The organism is Nostoc sp. 2RC (genome assembly GCF_014222165.1).
GTDB lineage: Bacteria > Cyanobacteriota > Cyanobacteriia > Cyanobacteriales > Nostocaceae > Nostoc > Nostoc linckia.
In genome coordinates this window covers 1-20,733 of sequence record NZ_JACKZU010000127.1, presented here as the reverse complement: position 1 = coordinate 20,733, position 20,733 = coordinate 1, and the positions used below count along the sequence as shown (strand labels likewise).

The following is a 20,733-nucleotide window of genomic DNA, read 5'->3' as shown; positions in this document are numbered from 1 at the left end:
GTTATGGCTGTTGTAATTCAACGACTTCCGCCACATACTCTTCTTGGGCTAAAGCCAAAGTTTGATTTTCAAGTTAGAGGGCAGAGGGCAGAAGGTTTGCAATCAGTGTAGGCTTCTCTACGAGACGCTGCGCGAACAGACCTACACTGATTGCAGGACACCAAATCGGAGATTTTGGAGTGGGGCTTCAACCCTTACTCCCTTCTCTACGAGACGCTGCGCGAACGGTCGTGGCAGAGGGCAGGAATCAGAATTCTATAAAAGCCTTCTGCCTCCTGCCCTCTGCCTTTCAAGCTAAATAATAGATTTTTACCTGCGTTCAATTACTGTTGTTACTGCAAATAAGGCAGAGTTTCTTGAATTACTTTTTGGTCTTGTTGCGTTCGACCCAGGTTCGGTTTACTTGAATCATCATTTGCAACTACTGTAGCTGCTGATTCGGCTAAATCTTTGGGGCATCCTCTATCAGTAAGCGCTTGAACAGTAGCATTGTACAACCCTTGATTTTTCATGAGTTTATCCTTGATATTTCTAATGATTTCGATGGCTATCTGCGGAGCAATATTTCTATTGCTGAAGGCGTGAAGTGATTATGAATTTTTTCGGGCATTACCCCAACGAATTTGATGCTGTAGAGCTTCTAAAATTGTCTCGGCTTCATCAACTGTTAGCCCTTCAAGTTGCGAACAAATATCGTACAAATCTTGAGGAATGCTATCGGGAATAACTAGTTCACACAACGCATCTTCTAACGCTGCCGATATTGGATATTCAGAAGGTTTATACTCCTGCTGCATTAATACATAAGTTGAAAGGGTAATGCGAAACAAGAGCTTTGTTTCTCTAGTCAGTTGTTCTAAATATGCACCATATTTACCAACAAGCTGGTCAATTCGGTCGGTTTGACCGTAATAAGTTACCAAATCTTTGGACATTATTTATTTCCTTAATAAATATTATTTCAAAAATCGTTGGCAAAGCGATGGCTACGCCAAAGTCAAAGACGAACGCCTCAATTGAAGTGGGAAGTCGGAAATATTAATTGTTTAACTTCCGAATTCCGATTTATTTGTTAGTTCAAATTCCGAAACCGTGCAGTTCTCAACGATTGAGTTGGTTTATCAGCAATGGTACTAGAAGCCGCCCTTGCCGTCTTCGCCCAATCCCGCATTCTTTCGACCGCTGCGGCATCTTGAATTGCCAGTGGCGTGATGGTTTTTCGGCAACTTTCCAGATCGCCCAAAGTTACCTGCTGAGGTCTGTCTTCATCGAATGCTAGCAAAGCAGCTTCAGCGGCAAGTGTTTCTAATTCTGCGCCGGAGAATTTGGCGGTGTTGGCAGCGATCGCCTCTAAATACTCGTCTTCAACAGCAATCCCAAAGCGTTGCAGATGAATGCTGAGGATTTGCGCTCGTTCTGGAACGGTTGGTAGATCTACGAAGAAATTCTCATCAAACCTGCCTTTTCGCTTTAGCTCCGTTGGTAGTGCTGACGGGTCATTACACGTCGCAACAACGAACACACCTGATTGGCATTCGCTCATAAATGTGAGAATGTTGCCCAAGATTCGCTGTGATACCCCGCTTGTATCCCCTTGTCCAGACAAAGCCTTTTCGATCTCGTCCAACCATAGGACACATGGAGCGATCGCTTCAGCCGTTTTCAAAGCCCTACGGATATTGCCTTCCGACTCACCAACTAAACTACCTAGCATCGATGAAATGTCGAGTTGAAGTAGTGGTAAATTGAGTATGGTAGCAATATTCTTTGCCAAAAGAGTTTTGCCAACTCCGGGCGGCCCTGCCAACAGCACACCTTTGGGTTGCGGCAGATGCAGCAGCGTTGCCTCTTGCGTAAACAGCCGCCGCCGTCGATTAAGCCAATCCCGCAATAAATCCAAGCCGCCAAAGGGAATGGTTGCAGGCTTACCTAACTCAATGCCCATTTGAGAGAGCAACCGGGTTTTGTACTGCACAGCTAGTGGTGTCACAGTGGCATCAATAGTAATACCATTGCGGCTCAAACGCTCTTTAACTGTTAGCCGTAAGAAGTCGCTGATTTCTTCGAGGGTCAAGCCTAGTGCAGCACGAGCTAAAGATTCTCTCTCAGCAGTCGTCAAGGAGATTGTAAACTTAACTTGCTGTTCTAGAGCCGATTCACCCAAATACTGCAAATATGAATCAAGATGTTCTTGAATCTGCTCGACAGTGGGTAGTGGCACTTCGGCAAAGGGGATTAGCCTCACCAAAGACTCGTGCAGTTGGATGTTTTGACCCAGGAAGATGATGCGTTTATCGGTGGGTTTGAGCCGATGGTACAGGTTTTTCACTCTAGTCAAGATTTCCCAACTTAACTGCGGCGAGTTCTTACCAACGAATGGGTGAACATCACCCAGGATAAATACGCCATTGCCTGTGAAGCTTTCGATGTACTGGAAGATGAAGATTAACGGGTCTACTTGCAGCGGTCGTTTGTATTCCGGCACGGGCTTAAAGACCAATCCACCATCCAAAGCAATCTGGCATTGTTCTAACGTAGATACTCCCAGGTTCCAAAAGTATGTAGGGCATTCAAGTTTTTCTTGTGCCTGAGAGGTAAGCCACTGAATGATTGTCGCTTCTTCAGGCGACAAAACTTCAAGTGCAACTATGGGGATTTGAGAATCCAAGGTGCTGAATAGGTTATTTAGGTTCATGTTCCTCTTGATACGGTAATGGTGCGAGTTCTTCGTGAGTGCTGGTTTGTTGAATAAGCACTTGATAACATTCGGCATCGCCGTCAAATACTTCTGCCATCCCATTGGTCTGTGGATAAGCAATTGCGTTGACGATGGCATTAAGTAACACACATAAGCCCTCAATATTACCTTTAACGATCGCGGGCTGACGGGTTTTTTGTTGTGTGTATACGTGGATGAAAGGATATTCTGGGGGTAAATTCATAAAAGTTTCATTGGGGGAAACTGCTAATTTCCCCATTTGTGATTTACTGTCGCAGTTGTGTCTGGTGATTTGAAGTTGTCCTTAATTGCTGGGTTTGGGCTTCAGGCTTATAAACGCGATCGCTCACAATCCCCAAAGCTTCCTCAAAGGGCTGGGTGGCTTCTAGACAACTCAAACCCTCAAAACCTTGAGCCTCAACTCGCACTTCACCCGTGAGTTGGTCAAAATGTATTAAGACTGAGCGTTCCATAAATTATCTCCGTGCGTACTGCGATATTTCCTGATGTCCGGCAAAGGTTAAACGTAGGGTCTGCACTTGCCCTGTCCCTTCTTCAGTTATGGTGCATTCACCAAATCGCTTTTGAAGTTCTTGGGCTTTCGCCATCACTATACGTTTACCGTATGCCTGCATCAACTGATGGCTGAAGAAGTTTTCACCAAGTCGAGGGGAAGTTTCATACTCGTCGTGGATTACTCGGTAGGCATTATCGGTAGAATTCCACTTAAAGCCGATATCTGCACGGGCTTTTATCGTTCTGCCAGGAACAACAATCTCTGCACTCTGTCCTTGGGAGCCACCGTAATAGCCCTTGAGCGGCTGTGGTGTTTCATGGACTTGGGGCTGAAGCTTGAGATCCTCCAAAGCTTGTACCAAACATTGGTGGTTGGTGAGTTTTGTTCTAACTGTGGAAAAGTGTGACATATTTAAAACACCTAAGAATTTTCGATTTTGTGCAATGCAATGAATTATTTTCAGTCCATTGCACTTTTTCAACGGAACTTAAACGCGCTAACAGTAGCAACCGTCAGCCCAACATCAGAACTCGCTAGTTGTTGCAAGTTGCGTTGCTCGTCGAGTAGCTTGACCCGTATTTGCTCCATCTTTTCTTGGAGTTGACTACGCCCAACACCCCCCAATTTCTTGTCTACAATCGCTGGATCATCGACAATTGAATTCAAATGCTCCATCATTAATTGCAAACTACCGCCAGCTTCCGGTGAGGCATTCGCCAACAGCACTTGTACCTTCATTAGATGTTTTTGCATTTTCTTCTTAAATAAGACCGGTTTACGCCCTGGTTCCCAGTCAGCTAGTTCTTCGAGAAGCTGCGCGGCGAGTTGTTCGCCTCCAGCGATCGCTGCTTCCTTCAAACGTTGCTCCAGGTTTTGGTCGTACTGTTGGATGAACTGGGTGATTTGGTTGATACACTCGGCTTGTTGCTGGTTCAACTGCTCCGATAGTGCTGGGATAATGACTGGACGCCCAATAATCACCTGCAAACAATCTTCTAACTCACCGAAAGTGGGGAATGCCTTGAGTAAATTAGCTTTGACTTCCTCTTGCCTAGAGAGCGGCAGTTCCCAAGTGTTCAACGAGATGAAGTTTTCGATTCGCTGTTGATAATCCTCTAAGCCTTGGGTGTAATCATCTTTTAGTTTTGCTCGAAGACTTGGTGCGATCGCATCTCTAATGTTGAGCAATTGGCTCCACACTAAAGGTGCAAGGTCCATCGGACAAATCCAATCTCCGTTGTCAGAACTCATCCATTCTTGAACAGAAGCGATTTCTTGTCTGAGTTGACTTGCCGCTTCATTGAGGGCTTTGAATACTTTAATACCCCGCAAACCCACTTCAGAATTAGTCACTTTAATGAGGTCTGATTCGGCAGCGGAATCTTCAGTATGAAGCACATCCGACCATTTAGGGGCTGCACTTATCGTGCTGTTTTTGATTCGGATACTAAAGCGAATTCGGGTTTTATTTAGTTTTGAGAAATTGATTCTTTCAACAGTTGCATTTTGCAAGAATGCTTCGTTTGGAGCAATTGCTTGTACCATTGTTCAGTACCTAACTGAATATTTTCACAGAAAATTAGCGAAGCTTTTCTTGGTTAGTAGTCCAGAAACTTCGCTGAAGATTTAAAGTTGACTATTTACTGCTGCGAAAGTATAAAACTAACTTGCTTTTGGCATTCCTCTAAAGAATCTAAAGAGTCCAATCCTTGAATACAATCGCCTTTCATGAAATAATCACGTGAATTTTTGGCGTAAGTCTCTGAAATTCCCCATCGTCCATCGTCGGTTTTTCCAATCTGAAATAGTCCATTACCTGACATAGGTATAGTTTCTACAATGGCATACGCATCGGTAAAATCTTCTCTAGCAATAACTGGTCTTTTCATAACTTTCTCCTACACCACAACCCAGTAAATACCTGATTGTCGAACCATCTTTTCTTGTCTGTTGATTCTGGCTCTACCTATGGGCTGTTTATTCTTAATGTATTGAATATCTCTTACAACCTGATAGACTATTTGACTGGAGCTACCCCTAGTAACTTTAACGGGGTGCTTGACAACTCGTGGCTTATATTTCGACATCACAGCAACCCCATTTGTACAACATTTTGTTCTTTTGTCGGTTGATAAGTCATCCCTTTGACTTCCTGACATTTTATGGTTAGTTTTGTGGAATTCAGAGATATTTCAGATGTTTTGCGTTGGTTTGGTAGTGGTGAAAACACATACTTGATATTCTTGCCACTACTATGAGCTTGTACATATCTGTATTGTGTGCCCTCAATCATATATACCTTGGAAGTATTGAGAGTATTCGGCTCAAAAACAGGATTTAGTTTCATAATTTATTCGACAATTCGAGATAGTATCCTGCACCTGTATTTCTCACCTTAGCTATATCCTTGGTTATCAAGGACTGAATAACATCCCTACTAAAAGTTAGTTCCGATAATTTAGCTCGTCCGCCTCTGTTTTTAAGGAATAGTAGACAAGCATTGGAATTAAGGGCAGACTGTTTACTGCTGGATAGGGTTGGCATATTCCTGATGGTTGAAATTGTTTGAGGTAAGACTTCAGAAGTTTTTAGTCTCAAAGCTCCTGAAGTTTTAGGATGTGTTTTAGGTGTAAATTTTTAGTGATGGGGCTTTCCGTTTCAAATTTCCCTGACCATCATCACCATTAGTTGTGATAGTAGGACTTTTGCATTCAGAAGAATTGCAAGTAAAATCCCAATGGTTGATTTGCTGTTTGAGTCTATGTTCTACCAGCACAATTTGGTTTTTACGCTTGGGGTCTTTGCTGCTGATTAAAAACGCATCACCCAGAACATAGAAACCAGTTGAGATGTAGTATCGTTTATCGACACCCATCAGTGCATCCCAAGCAAGTTGTTTCTCTTGCTGCTTGTTCATAGTTTTTGATTAATAACTTCAGATAAATTTAGCGAAGCTATATTAAGCAGCAGAACGTTCAATTCAGACTTGGCGTAGCAATACTATTTGTGCCAAAATCTTAGAGTTGAATCGATTTTATTTTCTGAAGTGATTGCTAACCGAATAAAACAGCGAACGCTTGAGTTTTTACAACAACTTTGTGATTGACTGCTGCCGTGATGTAATTTTTTGGTAGACAAAAAGCGGTCTGCCGTTCCCCATCGGTTATTAAACCACTAACTGCTACAGTCCCTAATGGCGAAAGCAGGTATTCAAGATAACTTTAAACAAATTGGCTGTAAAATATTTGGGTCATTTTGGCTAATTTTTAATCAGGATTATCTGGAAAATTCCCCAAAAATAGCAGTCTTCACTATGAAGACGAACTTTTTTGATTAGGCTTCTCCTAAAGCAGCCTAAAAAATTTGTTCAGCAGTCAAACTTAATCCTGGGAGAGCGATTGATTGAATCCGGTCAGTGCCGCGAAACTGAGTGATTTGATATTCTCCTTCAAATAGCGTATACACAAATATTGTCGGCTGCTTAGGGCTACCAATAAACCGCTTTCCACCCAAGGCTGCATAGTCAACAATCCAATATTCAGGAATCCCTATTTCTTCATATTCAGCAAATTTTAAGAAATAGTCATCACGCCAGTTAGTACTGACTACTTCCATGATTAATGGAATTGATTCTGCTTGAGAAATAGTAGATGATTTTTTCCAAAGAGGTTCATTCACTAAATTAGGAAGATTTAGAACTAAAACATCTGGAATGTAACCAGATTTTTTATCTACAGCTTTGACTAATGCTTGGCTAGGAATTGTATAAGCCAAATTCTGAGAACGAATTTCAAAGTTAAGTTCTCTAATTAGGGGTTGCTGAAGAAGAAAAAAAAGCTTGCAGTCTCTAGATTATCTGACCCTAGAAGTATATTCAGGTGCAAGATAAGACGGTAGAATAGCTCAAAATCCTTGCATCACCGCGACCATCAGTACAAAAATGTGCTGTTTGTAACCATGTACCGGAAACAGGGGCAAAATCCAATCTCACCAGAGAACTTTGAACTGACCTTTGAAGGCAAATTATCATCAGATAATCGTTGGGTAGTTCTAGCATCTTTAATACCCTGGGGAGAATTTGAAGACGAATATTCTTCCGAATTTTCTATGGATATGGGAGCACCAGCAAAGCCATTTAGGATGGCATTAGGGGCATTAATAATTAAAGAAAAACTAGGGATAAGCGACAGAGAAACAGTAGAACAGATTAAGGAAAACCCTTACCTACAGTATTTTATAGGGATATCTTCTTATAGTAATGAAGCACCATTTGATGCATCAATGTTAGTCCATTTTCGAGAAAGAATAAGTGCAGATTTAGTCAACAAAGTGAATCGAGAAACTGTTAAGAAGATGCTAGAGACAACATCTTCTCAGCAAACTGAAAAAAAAACAGAAGAACCAGAAAAAGAAGTTAATACACCAAAAAATCGGGGTAAATTAATATTAGATGCCACTTGTGCCCCAGGTGATATCAGCTATCCGACAGATATCGGGCTACTAAATCAAGCAAGATTTCAGATAGAAAAAATTATAGACTCTCTTTATGAACAGATAAAGGGTCAATTAGAGAAAAAACCGAGAACTTATCGGCAAATCGCAAGACGTGACTACCTAGCAGTAGCTAAAAAACGTCGGGTATCACACAAAGAACGAAGAACAGCAATTAAAAAACAACTTCAATATATTAAAAGAAACTTATCTTATATTGAACAAATAATCATTTCAGGAGCAAGTCTAGAAAATTTAAGTAATAGGCAATATAAGATGTTGCTAGTAGTCACAGAAGTCTATCGTCAGCAACTATATTTATATGAAAATAAAAAGCAGAGCATTGATGACCGTATTGTAAGTTTAAGTCAGCCACATATCCGTCCGATTGTTCGAGGAAAAGCGGGTAAAGCTGTGGAATTTGGGGCTAAGTTGTCGGCTAGTTACTTTGATGGATATGTATTTTTAGACCATATTAGTTGGGATAACTTTAATGAATCAACAGACTTCAAAACACAAATATAATCATATAAAAACTATACTGGATATTATCCAAAATCCGTTCACGTTGATAAAATTTATCGCACCAGAGAAAACCGGGCTTGGTGTAAAGAACGAGGTATTAGAATTAGTGGAGTTCCTTTAGGAAGACCTCCAAAAAATGTGAGTAAAGAAAAAAAGAAGCAAGCTTTACAAGACGAAAGAATTCGTAATTCTATTGAAGGAAAGTTTGGACAAGGTAAAAGAAGGTTTAGCCTGGGTAGAGTGATGGCGAAACTATCTCATACTTCTCAAACAGCAATTGCTATTACTTTTTTAGTCATGAATCTTTCTACTCACTTGTCACGGGTTTTTTATGCCTTTTTCTGTCTATTTTTTAAAAATAGACCTTTTTTAGAGATTGACATAATTGAACATTATGATTTTGCTAGCTATGGGCAACAAAAACTTATCTTTAACCTTGTTTAAATAACTAGTCAACCCTTAAGATTGCTTTTTTATGACTTTTTCAGCAACCCCTAATTAAAAATGCTCTCACTAACTCACGATCGCCTGTTGGCTGCATTTCAACTATTACTCCTTTATGTAACTCATATCGACCATTCTCTGGTTTCCATTCCAGAAATTCTTCAAAAGTTACTGGCTCTACTAAAGGTTGAAACATGATTTGCTTTTCCTCAATAGTTGATTAGCTCACCTTTTTGTATCCCTTAGTTGTATTTTATGCTGCGGGAGATTGGATGTTTTCATCGCTCATCTGGTGCTAATTTTCCATATTATTTTGTTATTTTATGCTGCAATCACTTTTTACTAAATACAGTATCACTACCAGCCTTGGGATAATTGCGTTCCAGGCAAGCACTTTTTCATTGCGATTGGACAGTTCTAGCCATTGAGCATTAGTAGCGAAGCGATCGCTTATCTACTGCGATCGCCTTTTCCCTTAAACTACGCCGCTAAAAATTCCTGCTCTGGCTCGTACTCTAAGAGCAATCGCCATTCATCAGCCGTCAATTCATCAAACGGCTTATCTAACAAATCTATAGAACTGCTTGGGGCTTCTGGTTGATGAGCTAGAGTTTGCACAAAGCAGGGAGTACCATCTCTGTAGACTATTTCCACCAGTCGCACGTTGTTGTGGTAAATCCCATCGTCTAGGAGTTTGTAACCCAAGCTCTCGCATCCTAGAGCTATCTGTGCCATCATTTCATTTCCCGTTATAGCGGCTGGGATTTCTTCTTGTTGTACTGGCAAAGTACCTTGTTTGTAGTGCCATTTCACGTAGTCGTAGCACTTCATTTGTGCAACAGCACGAAACACTTCTTCACCGTTCACCATCACTACCCACCGTTGAGTTACGAAATCTGCATGGTCATAAGTGATTCGGGCGATTAGCTTTTGTCCGGCGTAGAGTTCATGCTCGTAGAAGTCGATTTCTACTGACCGCAGTTGCTCTGTTGTTGTTGTGTATGTCATGATAGTAATCTCCATAAATTGGATAGAAAGGCGATCGCAAGGTTTACCAGACGCGCGCGATCGCCTTTTGATTTTGGATATAAATTACGTTGTGGTAAGCCACAACGCACTCACCGAAATTTAGCGAAGCTTTATCACAAATAAGAAATGCGATTGCTTACCAACAGAGGGCGATCGCATTTCTTTCTCGCAGAACTTTAGCAAAGCAGGCACAGATATTGCTTGATGTCCGTTGATTGCATCTCCAGGCTCCCCTTTACCCAGTCTTGCGACCTTGTGCTATACCCCAGGATCATGTCTCAGGACTATGTTTGAACTCGGACATTAACTCGATTTATCTGATTGCAACCCTTTTTCCGTTCTGGCGGCGGTTTGCTGTTCCTTTACCTTATTACTATACTGTAACTTTTAGTTGCGATTGTCAAGCCCTAATTGGACAATTTTGGTCGCTTTCAAACACAATAGTTCAGCTAACGTACAGTTAAATACCTTACAAAGCCCTGTGACAAGCTCAGGGGAAGCGCCTTTGACTTCTGAAAAAGTCTCCATTCTGTGCAAATACTGGCGAGAAATCTCTACATCATTCTCAGCAAGCTTTTTAGACAAAGCTAACAATGCCATCTCACCACGTAACAAGCGCATTTTCTCCCCACGCTCTTTTGTCCATTTAATCGACCCCACCTCAGTTAGTGGTAACATTACAACCTCTTCTTCTTTTTCTTGCCTTGTCATATTATGCTATATTTTATTGACAAAATCAACATTTTTGTGCAACTATTAGTATCATAGCAAAGCGCAACCGAGCGCCACTCGATCGAGGTTTCTGTTTTGAATCTTGTTTTATCTTGGCCTAACGACCAACTTTGATTTTAGAAATCACGCTCTATTTGTTTCATCGCTGCAAACGATTTGCACCTGTTTTGGAGCAAAAATTATGCCACAGCCTGTCTAAAATTGCTCAATCTTTCAAGGTTCAGAAAATTCCCGTAAATCAGACTCAGCCTAACAACTTAAATACCACTAATATCCAGAGCCAGACAGATACACAATCATACTCATCAACGAAAGCAGGCAATTGCATTTCTCTAGTGGACAGGACAAGAAAACAGCCCTCTGCTCTAGAACCATTTGAAGTTAAAGATAAAATCAAAAGTTTTAGCTATGTACGTCATCTTGCAGATGGCAATCTGTTTAATCACTCACTGATAGCAGTTGCTTAAGCATTTATAGCGATCGCCATCATCTTGGAATACTACGCTTTTGACATATTCGTGCTTTAGTTCAATTGTACTAACAACCTGATTTAGTTTTCCGATCGCTGCCTGTTTTTAAACATTTCAAAGCGGTATGCCCTCAGACCGCTAACTTTTTCGTGCGTCTATCGGAGGAAAATATGGATAATCACATTCATCAGTTAGCACCGCATCATTGGCAAGAATGGGTGATTGGTTCAGCTGTTGACCCTACTATTGTGGCGTTAAATGTCCGTTCTTTACAGGGAGACGAAATATACGAATATTTAATGTATGCCCTACCCCAAAGCGCCCGACGCAATGATGGGCGACTGTGTGATGGTTATTTGTTCCGCTATGTTCACTTGACAGATGGTTCGTGGTGGTCAAGTGGGCTAGACCCTCACAACAATTGGCAACCAATGGAATGGGGACGGGCGAAGCCGGACTGCCCGCGCCTCGAACCAATTCGCAATTATCAGTTCGCAATTCGCAGTTTGGATAATTGCGAATTGTCCTCTCCCAAGCCCATCAAATACGAGTCTCCCCCAAAAACTCCCAACCGCGTCACGTATTTTAGGGTTCCCCTGCACATCTGGCAAAAGGTATCCATACGCTATGACGTGCCAATGCCGGATGATATTGTTATTACTCAAGAAGGGGAAGCATTGGGCTTTTGGGCTTGGGTGATGGAAAACCCCCAAATTCCCGTATTCCTGACAGAAGGAGAAAAGAAAGCAGGTTGTATGTTGTCCTTAGGATATGTGGCGATCGCACTTCCCGGCATCTGGAATGGTCGAGTTGGTAAGGAAGGTTTTGAGCCCTACATTCCGCACCTGAAAGTGTCACAAAAGAAATGATAGGGAATATGTCCGCTAGTTTTTAATAAAAAACCAAAGTAATAAGGGATAGAAAGTCAAAAATCAAGCTGAAGTTAGGAAAAAATGGATGGTTATAAAAAATACTGCATAAAAAGTAGAGTTACTGAGAATAGAGTGAGTAACTCTTGCAAAAGTTGATAACAGGAAAGTTTGAGTAAGAGGCTATTTATAAAGTAAATCTAAAACCGAGAAGAAAAGAGTTAGGGTAAGGATAAGATACATCATACGCAGTGTATTTACATAGTTGGTCATGGCACGAAAGTCTTATCCTACAGACTTAACTGATATGGAGTGGGAAATCCTGTCTCCGTTGATTCCACCAGCAAAATCAGGAGGACATCCACGGACAACAGATATGCGTGAAATATGCAATGCCATCTATTATCATTTGAAAACAGGATGCCAATGGAATATGCTTCCCTTGGATTTCCCACCAAGTTCAACGGTATACAGCTATTACCGCAAGTGGCCGCGCAAGGGAGTTTGGGAAAAATTAAACCATACACTGCGGGGTCAAGTTCGCTCAAAACTGGGTAAATCAACACAACCTACAGCGATCGCCGCAGATAGTCAGTCGGTAAAAACGGCTGAAAAAAGGGGGATGTGTACGGCTTTGATGGTGGCAAGCTAGTCAAAGGAAGGAAACGCCAGACAATCGTTGATAGCCTTGGTCTCTTGCTCAAAGTGGTTGTGAGTGAAGGCAATGCCCCTGAAAGATTGCTTGCTGCCTATGCTTTGATGGAACTGGTGGAGGAACGCCCAGAATTATTAGAAAAAGTTGAAGTTTTATGGGTTGACTCTGGGTATGACGGTGATAAGTTTGCCCTGGCTGTTTGGTTGATGATTCAAGCTCATGTTGAGGTCATGCGCCGTGCTGGTAAAGAGTTTGAAGTTTTACCCAAGCGTTGGGTAGTAGAAAGAACGTTTGCCTGGTTTAACCAGTACCATCGTTTGAGTAAGGATTACGAGCGTCTCCCTGAAATGAGCGAAGCTGCCATATATGCCGTTATGACTCGTATTATGTTACGTCGTCTAGCCCTCTAAAGATTTACTTTATAAATGGTCTCTAAATAAAAGTATTCTTAAAAAGATTGCACTTTACACCCTTGGTTGTTATGCCAGCAAAATTTTACATTCAGACAGAGTGGGCAACTGGTTTTCGTCACTAAAAGTAGGCAGAAGTTCTACACAAGTTGCGTATCTGGAAGAAAAAGGAATGGCTGGTCAATAATTATCGGCTATTTAGATATTTAGAAAAAATCCATCAGTATCAAAATTGCGTATATCTTTGACATCACAGACCTAAGAAAAGGGAGTTGCAGTATAGCAATCCTATTTGATTTACAAATATACTCGTTAAGAAAGGGAACTCTTAATAGGGAACAGGCAACAGACTGTTTGTATCTCATTTAGGACTGCTGTATTACTCTCATTGTAAATAGTGTTCTGGAATTGGGAACTATAAAACGAAGAACTGATCTGGATTTTTTCTCTCTTCTGCTCATACCTGTTGAATGTCTCATTCAATTGGTAGTCTTTCAGATATTTTCTAGTTTGATTTCAACCCCTCAAAGCTATCAGGAGTAAATATGCAAACAACAAACGTAACTCTGGGAATTCCCAACCTCAATACTATGAATACCCAGGATTATATTGAACTAGAACAGCAATATGGTGCTGATAATTATCATCCTTTAGATGTAGTCATCACTAAAGGAGAAGGTGTGTGGATATGGGATATAGAAGGTAAAAAATACCTAGATTTTCTTTCGGCTTATTCAGCATTAAATCAGGGTCATTGTCATCCCAAAATACTTGAAGCAATAATAAAACAAGCCGATAAAGTTACACTGACTTCTAGAGCTTTTCGTAATGACCAACTGGGAATATTTTATCAAAAGCTTTGTCAGATTTCTGGTTTACCAAAAGTGCTACCCATGAATTCGGGAGCCGAAGCTGTAGAAACGGCTATCAAAGCCATTCGTAAATGGGCTTATAAAGTAAAAGGTGTGCCAGAAAATCAAGCAGAAATTATTGTTTGTAGTAATAATTTTTCTGGGCGCACTATTAGTTTAATCAGTTTCTCTACAGAAGAACAATATCAAGATGGATTTGGGCCTTTAACTACTGGGTTTAAAGTTATCCCTTTTGGTGATGCCCAAGCATTAGAAAAAGCAATTACTCCTAACACTGCTGCATTTTTGGTAGAACCAATTCAGGGTGAGGGAGGTATTATTGTTCCTCCAAATGGGTTTTTAAAGCAAGCAGAACAAATCTGCCGCCATCATAATGTATTACTGGTTTTTGATGAAATTCAAACTGGCTTGGGAAGAACAGGTAAAATGTTTGCCCATCAATATGAGAATGTTAAGCCTGATGGCATAACTGTAGGAAAAGCTTTATCTGGTGGATTTTATCCTATTTCTGCGTTTATTTCGACAGAGGAAGTGATGGGTGTATTTCAACCAGGAGATCATGGTAGTACTTTTGGCGGAAATCCCTTAGCTGCTGCTATTGGCATTGCAGCACTTGATGTTCTTATAGAAGAAAAATTGCCAGAAAAAGCCCTACAACTGGGAGAATATTTTCTGAAGAAATTACAATCAATTGAAAGTTCACATATTAAGGAAGTGCGTGGCAAAGGCTTATTAATTGGGATGGAATTGCACCCCGAAGCTGGTGGTGCTAGACGGTTTTGTAAAGCCTTAGCTAAAGAGGGGTTATTAGCTAAAGAAACTAGAGATAATGTCATTCGCTTTGCTCCACCCTTGGTTATTTCCCAAGATGAAATAGATTGGGCGTTGGAAAAAATTGAGCTAGTTTTGACAACCACTTGTTAGTTTGGCGTAAATTGAGTATGATGGGTGAATTGTAGTGTTTAAAAAGTCGTTAGTAGCAAAATTGAACAATCGTTTCATCCAACTCATGAGTATCTGGGATTTGCACGTCAAGTTAAATAAAAGACGGCAATCTGATCCTGGTTTGTCCTGGTACGACCACTGCGAAGCGCCTAGTAGGTTGGCAAGACTTGCCTTGTAGTCGCTGTGCAGACCGTATAACTTTTATTTTCAATAAAAAGGACAATCTACCATGAATCGTGAAGAACTTTTGCAAGAAACCGTACAACCAATTGACATCAAAGCTTTTGATGTTGTTGGCTTAGTGGAAGCTATGGGTAAGACAGCTTTCCAAGGTCGTAATTTAGGGCGTGCAGCAAAAATTTATGACGCAATGCTGCAAGATAAAGAATGTACGATTATTCTGTGTTTAGCTGGGTCTTTATTTAGTGCTGGACTCAAGGGAATAGTCCACGATTTAATTACTCACAATATGGTAGATGCGATCGTGTCTACTGGGGCTAACATTGTCGATCAAGATTTCTTTGAAGCGTTGGGTTATCGTCATTATGTCGGCGATCCCTTTGCTGACGATGAGATATTAAGACAGCAACGGATAGACCGCATATATGACACCTATATTGATGAAGATCAACTGCGGGTGTGTGATATGACGATCGCCGAAATTGCCGAGAATTTAGAGAAGCGTCCCTATTCTTCACGGGAATTTATTGAGCAGATGGCGGTTTATTTAGAACGCCGGGGTAATTATGGTCAATCTGTAGTGCAAGCTGCTTATCAACACCAAGTCCCAATTTTTGTCCCCGCTTTTAGCGACTGTTCGGCTGGGTTTGGCTTAGTGCATCACCAATGGAATTCTCCAGAATCTCATTTAAGCATTGACTCAGTGCGAGACTTCCGGGAGTTGACGCAGTGCAAACTAGCTTCCAACTACACTGGATTGGTGATGATTGGTGGTGGTGTACCGAAAAACTTCGCCCAGGATACGGTAGTAGCTGCGGAAATGCTGGGATTTGAGACGAGTATGCACAAGTATACAATTCAAGTTACTGTCGCCGATGAGCGGGATGGCGCTTTATCTGGTTCTACTCTCAAAGAAGCGCATTCTTGGGGGAAGGTAGATAAAGCTACTGAACAGATGGTATTTTCTGAGGCGACTGTAGCGTTCCCGTTAATCGCGGGGTATGCGTATCATAAGGGGAACTGGCGCGATCGCCAACCGCATCGTTTAGCTCAACTGTTCACTAAACCTCAACCCAAGGTAGCAACTGTGTAGAGATTTTTAGGGGGCATATTGCCCCCTTTGTTGTATCCACCCGCACAAAATAGAGAATCGCTAGGAGCATTGATATTCCTGGATCTAATCGGGAACCTGAGCTTGAAATCTTTGCCCACTCACTCGCTGTGATTCATCTGAAGCTAGATAAATAAAGACATCTGTTACTTTTGCTGGTTCTGCCCAACGGGTACGATCAGCTTCCGGTTCCGATGCCCTGTGCATTGTAGTGTTCATATCACCAGGATCTACCCAGTTTAGGCGCACCCAACTTCCTTCTAGTTCTGCTGCCCAAACCTGTGACATCCCTTCTAAAGAAAATTTTGAGATGCTATAAGCTCCCCAGCCCGGATAACCAGTTACACCCGTATCACTGGTTACGTTAATGATGGAGCCACCTGTTTTAACCATTGTAGGGAAGACTTTCTGAATCATCACAAACGGCGCAATCAAATTTGTGTTAAGTACGTAGCGGAAATCTTCCAAAGGGTAGTCAACGAGGAATGGTATTGGAGTAGGGCCAATTGCTGCTGCGTTATTAACTAGCACATCAAGGCGATGGTCAAATTCTCTTAGTGTCATTGCTACAACGCGCTCAACCTCTTCTGCTTGTGCTAGGTCGGCAGCGATCGCTAAGACTTTAGTCTGGGGTGCAATCTCCTGAATTCGTTGACATACCTCGTTGAGACCTTCAACCCGTCGCCCGATAATCGAGATTCTAGTTGCTCCTTCACGGGCAAAATCAATAGCCAATTGTCGTCCTAGTCCTTGAGATGCGCCAGTGATCAGAACTGACTTCCCTTTTAGTTTGCTCATGTGTCCTCATCGTGATCTCGCAGTGCGATGTTTAGACACAAGATTATAGCCTTTCAAATGCAGTGTGCATACCTAAAATTCTGGCTAACTTTGGAGTTATGATCACGAATTATTCCTAACCGTTAAACCTACTCATATCTTCAGTATAAGTTCTTGTTTAATGAGATATGAGTAGATTTAGATAGATATTTTGATTCAGTTACTAATCCTTTGTGATAACCACTCATACCAACTCTCTAACCCAGTTCCAGTTAATGCTGAAACTTGAAAAACCTGAATTTGAGGATTAACCTGCTGGGCGTATTCTATACAACGCTGAACGTCAAACTGCACATGAGGTAGTAAATCAATTTTGGTGAGAATCATCACCTCACTAGCGCGGAACATATGCGGATATTTAATTGGTTTATCTTCGCCTTCAGTCACAGAGAGAATGACAACTTTTGCCTGTTCGCCTAAATCAAATAATGCTGGACAAACTAAGTTACCAACATTCTCAATCATCACCACTGAGTTTAAAGGTGGATTTAGTTGTTGTAAACCCCTTTCTACCATTGCTGCATCTAAATGACAGCCTGTACCTGTGTTAATTTGTACTACTTTACAGCCTGTCTCTTGTATTTTCTTAGCATCATTAATCGTTTCTTGATCTCCTTCAATCACGCTGATAGACAACTGATGTTTTAAATCATTAATAGTGCGAGTTAATAGTGTTGTTTTTCCTGAACCAGGAGAACTCATTAGATTTAAAGCAACGATGTTGCGACCTTTAAACCATCCCCGATTTTGGGCTGCTATTAAATTATTTTTTGCTAAGATATCCTGCTCTAAAGATATAGTTGTGCTATGTACTTGAGCATGAATCTGAGATGCTTCTGAGATAGAATTATGACTGTGAGAATGCGTAACTACAGTGCCATCTGGTAAAGTGTGAGTGTGGACATGATGAGAATCATGATTGTGAGAATGGGCGATCGCTGTATCTTCAGGTGAAGTATGAGCATGGTGATGATGCTCATTTTGGGAGCTAATTACTGCTACTTCATTTGTTTCAGTGTTGATGATTTTGACTTCAGCATCGTCAGAGCAACCGCAAGTTACACACATAATTTTTCTTCAATTCTCATGCTTTCAAAAAGCGTAACAATTGTCTGATCATGAAAAAGTTTATTGAATACAGATAAAGTAGCAAGATTCAAGGAGCAAGGGAATTCCTCTTGCTCCCTATTTTTGCATCTAAGAAGAAACTGATGTGTAACTTACCATTACTTGGATCAGTTTCTACTGTTGAACCCACACCGAACACCTCACGGATTAAATCAGGTTGTAGTACATCTTGAGGCGTTCCTACTGCTCTTATTGTTCCATTATTGACAACATAAATGCGATCGCAATAACTAGCAGCCAAATTCAAATCGTGCAACGCTGCAATAGTAGTCACACCCAACCCCTTCACCAGTTCCAAAAGTTCCAATTGATAGCGAATATCAAGGTGATTAGTCGGCTCATCGAGAATCAAAAACCGTGCTTGTTGGGCTATGGCGCGTGCAATCAACACCCGTTGTTTTTCTCCACCAGAAAGGGAAATAAAACTACGTTCTGCAAAGTCATTCATTCCCACCTGCACCAAAGCATCGAAGACTATGGAGTGGTCTTTTTCTGTCTCGCGGTCAAATAACCCTAGATGGACGTTACGCCCCATCAACACCATCTCTGCAACAGTAAAGTCAAATTCAGTAGATGCTTCCTGCAAAACAACTGCGGTAGCTTGTGCCATTTCACGGGCACTTAAATGCCAGATATTCTGACCATTGAGGATTATTACCCCACTATCTGGCTTCAGGACACGATACATACATCTGAGCAAAGTTGACTTACCACTGCCATTAGGGCCAATCAGCCCGACAAACTCACCCGACGACACTTGCAGATTGATGTCATGTAAAATCTGCTTTCCCTCAATACTCCAGGATAGGTGTTTCACCTCTAATTTCATCTCAAACCCCCTTTACCTTGCATCAACCAAATGAAAAAAGGAGCGCCGAAAAGTGCCGTAATAATCCCAATGGGCAGTTCCTCTGGGGCGACAATGGTACGTGCTAGAACATCTGCCCAAATTAAGAAAATTCCGCCCAGCAGCAGACTCACAGGTAACACCCGGCGATGATCTGAGCCGACGAGGAAACGGACGCTGTGAGGAATCATAAGTCCAACAAAGCCAATGACACCACTGACAGCAACTATTACACCTGTCAACAGTGAGGTAACAAAGAATAACTGCTTGCGGAAGCGATCTGTGTCAGTTCCCAGAGTCCTAGCTGTTTCTTCACCGATGAGGAGTGCATTTAGCGATCGCGTCTGGAGTAACAAATACCCGATTCCCAAGAACAAAGCCAGCACCGGCAGGATTAAGTCTGTCCACGTTGTTCCCGAAAGTCCTCCCAATAACCAAAACAACACTCGTCGTGTGGCTTCACCACTTCCAGCCTTGATAGCCAAGAAACTCGTTACCGCCTCAAACAGAGACGATACTGCTACACCAATTAAAATTAAGCGGGTGGAGGAGAGGTGTCCTTGTCGTCGTGCTAAAAAGAAAACAACAAAAAATGCTAACAGCGCACCAAGAAAAGCCCCAAAAGACAGAGCATACACACCAAAAAAGGAGAAAATACCAAATAGGATAACTAAAACAGCACCCACCGACGCGCCAGAGGAAATACCGAGAATAAAGGGGTCAGCTAAGGGATTTCGCACCAGTGCTTGCATGATCACACCAACCACTGATAGTCCAGCACCCACAAAAAAAGCCAATAGCACACGCGGAAAGCGGATCAGCCAGACAATTTGAACTTGTGCTTGTGTCCAGTCTCCTGTAATGTTTGGAAACACTTGGGATAAAGCTATCTGCCAGACTCTCAAAGGAGAGATAGGCACTGGCCCAATCATCACCGCCAACGTCAGAGAAATCAATAATATGATAACCATTGCTATCATTAGCAGCTTGTAGCGTTGCTGCTTGTTTTTTCTCAATTGCTTTGGGAATAAATTTTTCATTTGTCATTTTTCAGCAGTTTTAGAGTCAATGAATTGATGGAGGAGTAACTTTATCATAGTTTTGAGTTGCACATAAAAACTGAGGGAGTGATAAACTTTAAAAAGTAAAAAGAAATGTAAATAAGATGTCTATTTCTTTAACACCTGAACAAATTCAGCGTATCCAGCAGCAACTCCATACAGGTCATTATGCCAGTGCTGCCGAAGTAATCGATCGGGCATTGAAACTCCTAGAAGCCAGCACGGAAGAGCCTCGGCGCGGTGAGAAAATGCTAAAAATGTTTGAGGAAACAGGGTTTCTTGGCTCACTACCAGATGCTAATCCAGACCTTTCTAGTAATTATAAATCCATTATTTATACCGAAATTGGATCGCAACATGATTCTTGCTGATACAGGATTTTTTGTCGCTATCGCTAGTACAAAGGATCGATATCATTCTCTAGCAATTGCTGCCCTGGAAACGATCAATGAGCCAATCATTACTACTTACCCAGTTATCACTGAAACTTGCTACTTACTATTAAGAGAAGCAGGTAGCAAAGTTCCGCCCAGATTTCTCAGAAATTTCATTGAAAGCAAAGACTTGACTATATTTAATTTAGAAATTATTCATTTACAGCGAATTGCAGAGTTGATGGAAACCTATAGTGACATACCAATGGATTTTGCTGATGCTTCTTTAGTAGTTCTAGCGGAACATCTTGGAGAAGGGCGAATTCTCAGCAGTGACAGGCGAGATTTTTCGATATATCGGTGGCAGAACAGCCGTCGATTTAGTAATTTGATGTTTGCAGATAGTTAAGAATATTTTCAGGAATTATAAAACAATTTTCGGCGTTGCATAAATGCGGGATGAATTATGCAAAAACGGGTATTTCTCTATACTTTAAATAATGAAGTAACAATCGAA

Annotated in this window: 25 protein-coding genes and 2 pseudogenes; 9 read left to right on the top strand and 18 right to left on the bottom strand. The window is 41.4% G+C overall.

Features of this window, described 5'->3' with window-relative positions:
• Nucleotides 1–332: 332 nt before the first annotated feature.
• The 11 genes and pseudogenes from GNE10_RS16035 to GNE10_RS15985 all read right to left on the bottom strand — a co-directional run.
• Nucleotides 333–512, bottom strand: coding sequence for a hypothetical protein (locus GNE10_RS16035; RefSeq protein WP_185566030.1), 180 nt, complete (start codon nucleotides 510–512; stop codon nucleotides 333–335).
• Between the two features lie 78 nt (nucleotides 513–590).
• Nucleotides 591–935, bottom strand: coding sequence for a hypothetical protein (locus tag GNE10_RS16030; RefSeq protein ID WP_185566029.1), 345 nt, complete (start codon nucleotides 933–935; stop codon nucleotides 591–593).
• Nucleotides 936–1,072: 137 nt separating this feature from the next.
• Complete coding sequence (locus GNE10_RS16025) at nucleotides 1,073–2,695, bottom strand: AAA family ATPase (protein ID WP_185566028.1); 1,623 nt, start codon at nucleotides 2,693–2,695, stop codon at nucleotides 1,073–1,075.
• Entirely contained in the window at nucleotides 2,682–2,978 is a 297-nt protein-coding gene (locus GNE10_RS16020) for a hypothetical protein (protein WP_260446902.1), read from the bottom strand. The genes GNE10_RS16025 and GNE10_RS16020 overlap by 14 nt, the downstream gene beginning before the upstream one ends.
• Nucleotides 2,979–2,985: 7 nt before the next feature.
• Nucleotides 2,986–3,192 carry a DUF2997 domain-containing protein gene (locus GNE10_RS16015; protein WP_185566027.1) on the bottom strand — a complete coding sequence of 69 codons (207 nt, stop codon included), beginning with the start codon at nucleotides 3,190–3,192 and terminating at the stop codon, nucleotides 2,986–2,988.
• 3 nt (nucleotides 3,193–3,195) lie between these two features.
• Complete coding sequence (locus GNE10_RS16010) at nucleotides 3,196–3,645, bottom strand: DUF1257 domain-containing protein (RefSeq protein WP_185566026.1); 450 nt, start codon at nucleotides 3,643–3,645, stop codon at nucleotides 3,196–3,198.
• A gap of 68 nt (nucleotides 3,646–3,713) precedes the next feature.
• Nucleotides 3,714–4,781, bottom strand: a complete 1,068-nt coding sequence (locus GNE10_RS16005) for a hypothetical protein (RefSeq protein ID WP_185566025.1) — start codon at nucleotides 4,779–4,781, stop codon at nucleotides 3,714–3,716.
• A 95-nt stretch (nucleotides 4,782–4,876) separates the two neighbouring features.
• Nucleotides 4,877–5,125: a hypothetical protein gene (locus tag GNE10_RS16000; RefSeq protein WP_185566024.1), complete on the bottom strand. Its 249-nt coding sequence runs from the start codon at nucleotides 5,123–5,125 to the stop codon at nucleotides 4,877–4,879.
• A 197-nt stretch (nucleotides 5,126–5,322) separates the two neighbouring features.
• A complete protein-coding gene (locus tag GNE10_RS15995; protein ID WP_185566023.1) occupies nucleotides 5,323–5,583 on the bottom strand; it encodes a hypothetical protein in 261 nt (86 codons plus the stop codon).
• Between the two features lie 276 nt (nucleotides 5,584–5,859).
• The gene (locus tag GNE10_RS15990; protein ID WP_185566022.1) at nucleotides 5,860–6,153 is read right to left on the bottom strand and encodes a hypothetical protein; all 294 of its coding nucleotides are present in this window, start codon (nucleotides 6,151–6,153) and stop codon (nucleotides 5,860–5,862) included.
• Between the two features lie 437 nt (nucleotides 6,154–6,590).
• A pseudogene (locus GNE10_RS15985) lies at nucleotides 6,591–7,040 on the bottom strand (Uma2 family endonuclease); the annotation flags it as partial.
• A gap of 153 nt (nucleotides 7,041–7,193) precedes the next feature.
• Between GNE10_RS15985 and GNE10_RS15980 the strand changes: the two are divergent.
• A pseudogene (locus tag GNE10_RS15980) lies at nucleotides 7,194–8,696 on the top strand (IS5 family transposase).
• A 40-nt stretch (nucleotides 8,697–8,736) separates the two neighbouring features.
• Here GNE10_RS15980 and GNE10_RS15975 read toward each other — a convergent pair.
• Complete coding sequence (locus GNE10_RS15975; protein ID WP_185566021.1) at nucleotides 8,737–8,892, bottom strand: Uma2 family endonuclease; 156 nt, start codon at nucleotides 8,890–8,892, stop codon at nucleotides 8,737–8,739.
• A 284-nt stretch (nucleotides 8,893–9,176) separates the two neighbouring features.
• Entirely contained in the window at nucleotides 9,177–9,704 is a 528-nt protein-coding gene (locus GNE10_RS15970; protein WP_185566020.1) for a hypothetical protein, read from the bottom strand.
• Between GNE10_RS15970 and GNE10_RS35990 the strand changes: the two genes are divergently transcribed.
• Nucleotides 9,703–9,828, top strand: a complete 126-nt coding sequence (locus GNE10_RS35990; RefSeq protein ID WP_260446901.1) for a hypothetical protein — start codon at nucleotides 9,703–9,705, stop codon at nucleotides 9,826–9,828. The two genes, GNE10_RS15970 and GNE10_RS35990, sit on opposite strands and share 2 nt — an antisense overlap.
• Before the next feature lie 284 nt (nucleotides 9,829–10,112).
• Here GNE10_RS35990 and GNE10_RS15965 read toward each other — a convergent pair whose 3' ends face one another.
• Nucleotides 10,113–10,436 carry an XRE family transcriptional regulator gene (locus tag GNE10_RS15965; RefSeq protein WP_242062328.1) on the bottom strand — a complete coding sequence of 108 codons (324 nt, stop codon included), beginning with the start codon at nucleotides 10,434–10,436 and terminating at the stop codon, nucleotides 10,113–10,115.
• Between the two features lie 131 nt (nucleotides 10,437–10,567).
• On the opposite strand from GNE10_RS15965, the gene GNE10_RS15960 reads away from it, so the two are divergent.
• From GNE10_RS15960 to GNE10_RS15940, 5 genes are all read left to right on the top strand, one after another.
• The gene (locus GNE10_RS15960; protein WP_185566019.1) at nucleotides 10,568–10,924 is read left to right on the top strand and encodes a hypothetical protein; all 357 of its coding nucleotides are present in this window, start codon (nucleotides 10,568–10,570) and stop codon (nucleotides 10,922–10,924) included.
• A gap of 173 nt (nucleotides 10,925–11,097) precedes the next feature.
• Nucleotides 11,098–11,796, top strand: coding sequence for a DUF3854 domain-containing protein (locus GNE10_RS15955; RefSeq protein WP_185566018.1), 699 nt, complete (start codon nucleotides 11,098–11,100; stop codon nucleotides 11,794–11,796).
• Nucleotides 11,797–12,067: 271 nt separating this feature from the next.
• A protein-coding gene (locus GNE10_RS15950; protein WP_199342028.1) for an IS5 family transposase occupies nucleotides 12,068–12,861 on the top strand; the annotation gives its coding sequence in 2 pieces (ribosomal slippage) (nucleotides 12,068–12,407 and nucleotides 12,407–12,861; 795 coding nt in all).
• A gap of 545 nt (nucleotides 12,862–13,406) precedes the next feature.
• Nucleotides 13,407–14,657 carry an ornithine--oxo-acid transaminase gene (rocD, locus tag GNE10_RS15945; protein WP_199342027.1) on the top strand — a complete coding sequence of 417 codons (1,251 nt, stop codon included), beginning with the start codon at nucleotides 13,407–13,409 and terminating at the stop codon, nucleotides 14,655–14,657.
• Between the two features lie 250 nt (nucleotides 14,658–14,907).
• Nucleotides 14,908–15,951, top strand: a complete 1,044-nt coding sequence (locus GNE10_RS15940; protein WP_185566017.1) for a 1,9-bis(guanidino)-5-aza-nonane synthase — start codon at nucleotides 14,908–14,910, stop codon at nucleotides 15,949–15,951.
• A gap of 84 nt (nucleotides 15,952–16,035) precedes the next feature.
• Here GNE10_RS15940 and GNE10_RS15935 read toward each other — a convergent pair whose 3' ends face one another.
• The 4 genes from GNE10_RS15935 to GNE10_RS15920 all read right to left on the bottom strand — a co-directional run bounded on the left by GNE10_RS15935 (nucleotide 16,036) and on the right by GNE10_RS15920 (nucleotide 19,821).
• Nucleotides 16,036–16,767 carry an SDR family NAD(P)-dependent oxidoreductase gene (locus tag GNE10_RS15935; RefSeq protein ID WP_185566016.1) on the bottom strand — a complete coding sequence of 244 codons (732 nt, stop codon included), beginning with the start codon at nucleotides 16,765–16,767 and terminating at the stop codon, nucleotides 16,036–16,038.
• Between the two features lie 195 nt (nucleotides 16,768–16,962).
• The gene (hypB, locus tag GNE10_RS15930) at nucleotides 16,963–17,874 is read right to left on the bottom strand and encodes a hydrogenase nickel incorporation protein HypB (RefSeq protein WP_185566015.1); all 912 of its coding nucleotides are present in this window, start codon (nucleotides 17,872–17,874) and stop codon (nucleotides 16,963–16,965) included.
• Between the two features lie 88 nt (nucleotides 17,875–17,962).
• On the bottom strand, nucleotides 17,963–18,763 hold the full coding sequence (locus GNE10_RS15925; protein WP_185566014.1) for an ABC transporter ATP-binding protein: 801 nt from the start codon (nucleotides 18,761–18,763) through the stop codon (nucleotides 17,963–17,965).
• On the bottom strand, nucleotides 18,760–19,821 hold the full coding sequence (locus tag GNE10_RS15920; protein ID WP_185566013.1) for an iron ABC transporter permease: 1,062 nt from the start codon (nucleotides 19,819–19,821) through the stop codon (nucleotides 18,760–18,762). Before GNE10_RS15920 ends, GNE10_RS15925 begins: the two co-directional genes overlap by 4 nt.
• A gap of 125 nt (nucleotides 19,822–19,946) precedes the next feature.
• Here GNE10_RS15920 and GNE10_RS15915 point away from each other — a divergent pair, with 125 nt between their 5' ends.
• A complete protein-coding gene (locus GNE10_RS15915) occupies nucleotides 19,947–20,213 on the top strand; it encodes a type II toxin-antitoxin system ParD family antitoxin (RefSeq protein WP_185566012.1) in 267 nt (88 codons plus the stop codon).
• Nucleotides 20,200–20,625, top strand: a complete 426-nt coding sequence (locus tag GNE10_RS15910) for a type II toxin-antitoxin system VapC family toxin (protein WP_185566011.1) — start codon at nucleotides 20,200–20,202, stop codon at nucleotides 20,623–20,625. Before GNE10_RS15915 ends, GNE10_RS15910 begins: the two co-directional genes overlap by 14 nt.
• Nucleotides 20,626–20,733: the final 108 nt, after the last annotated feature.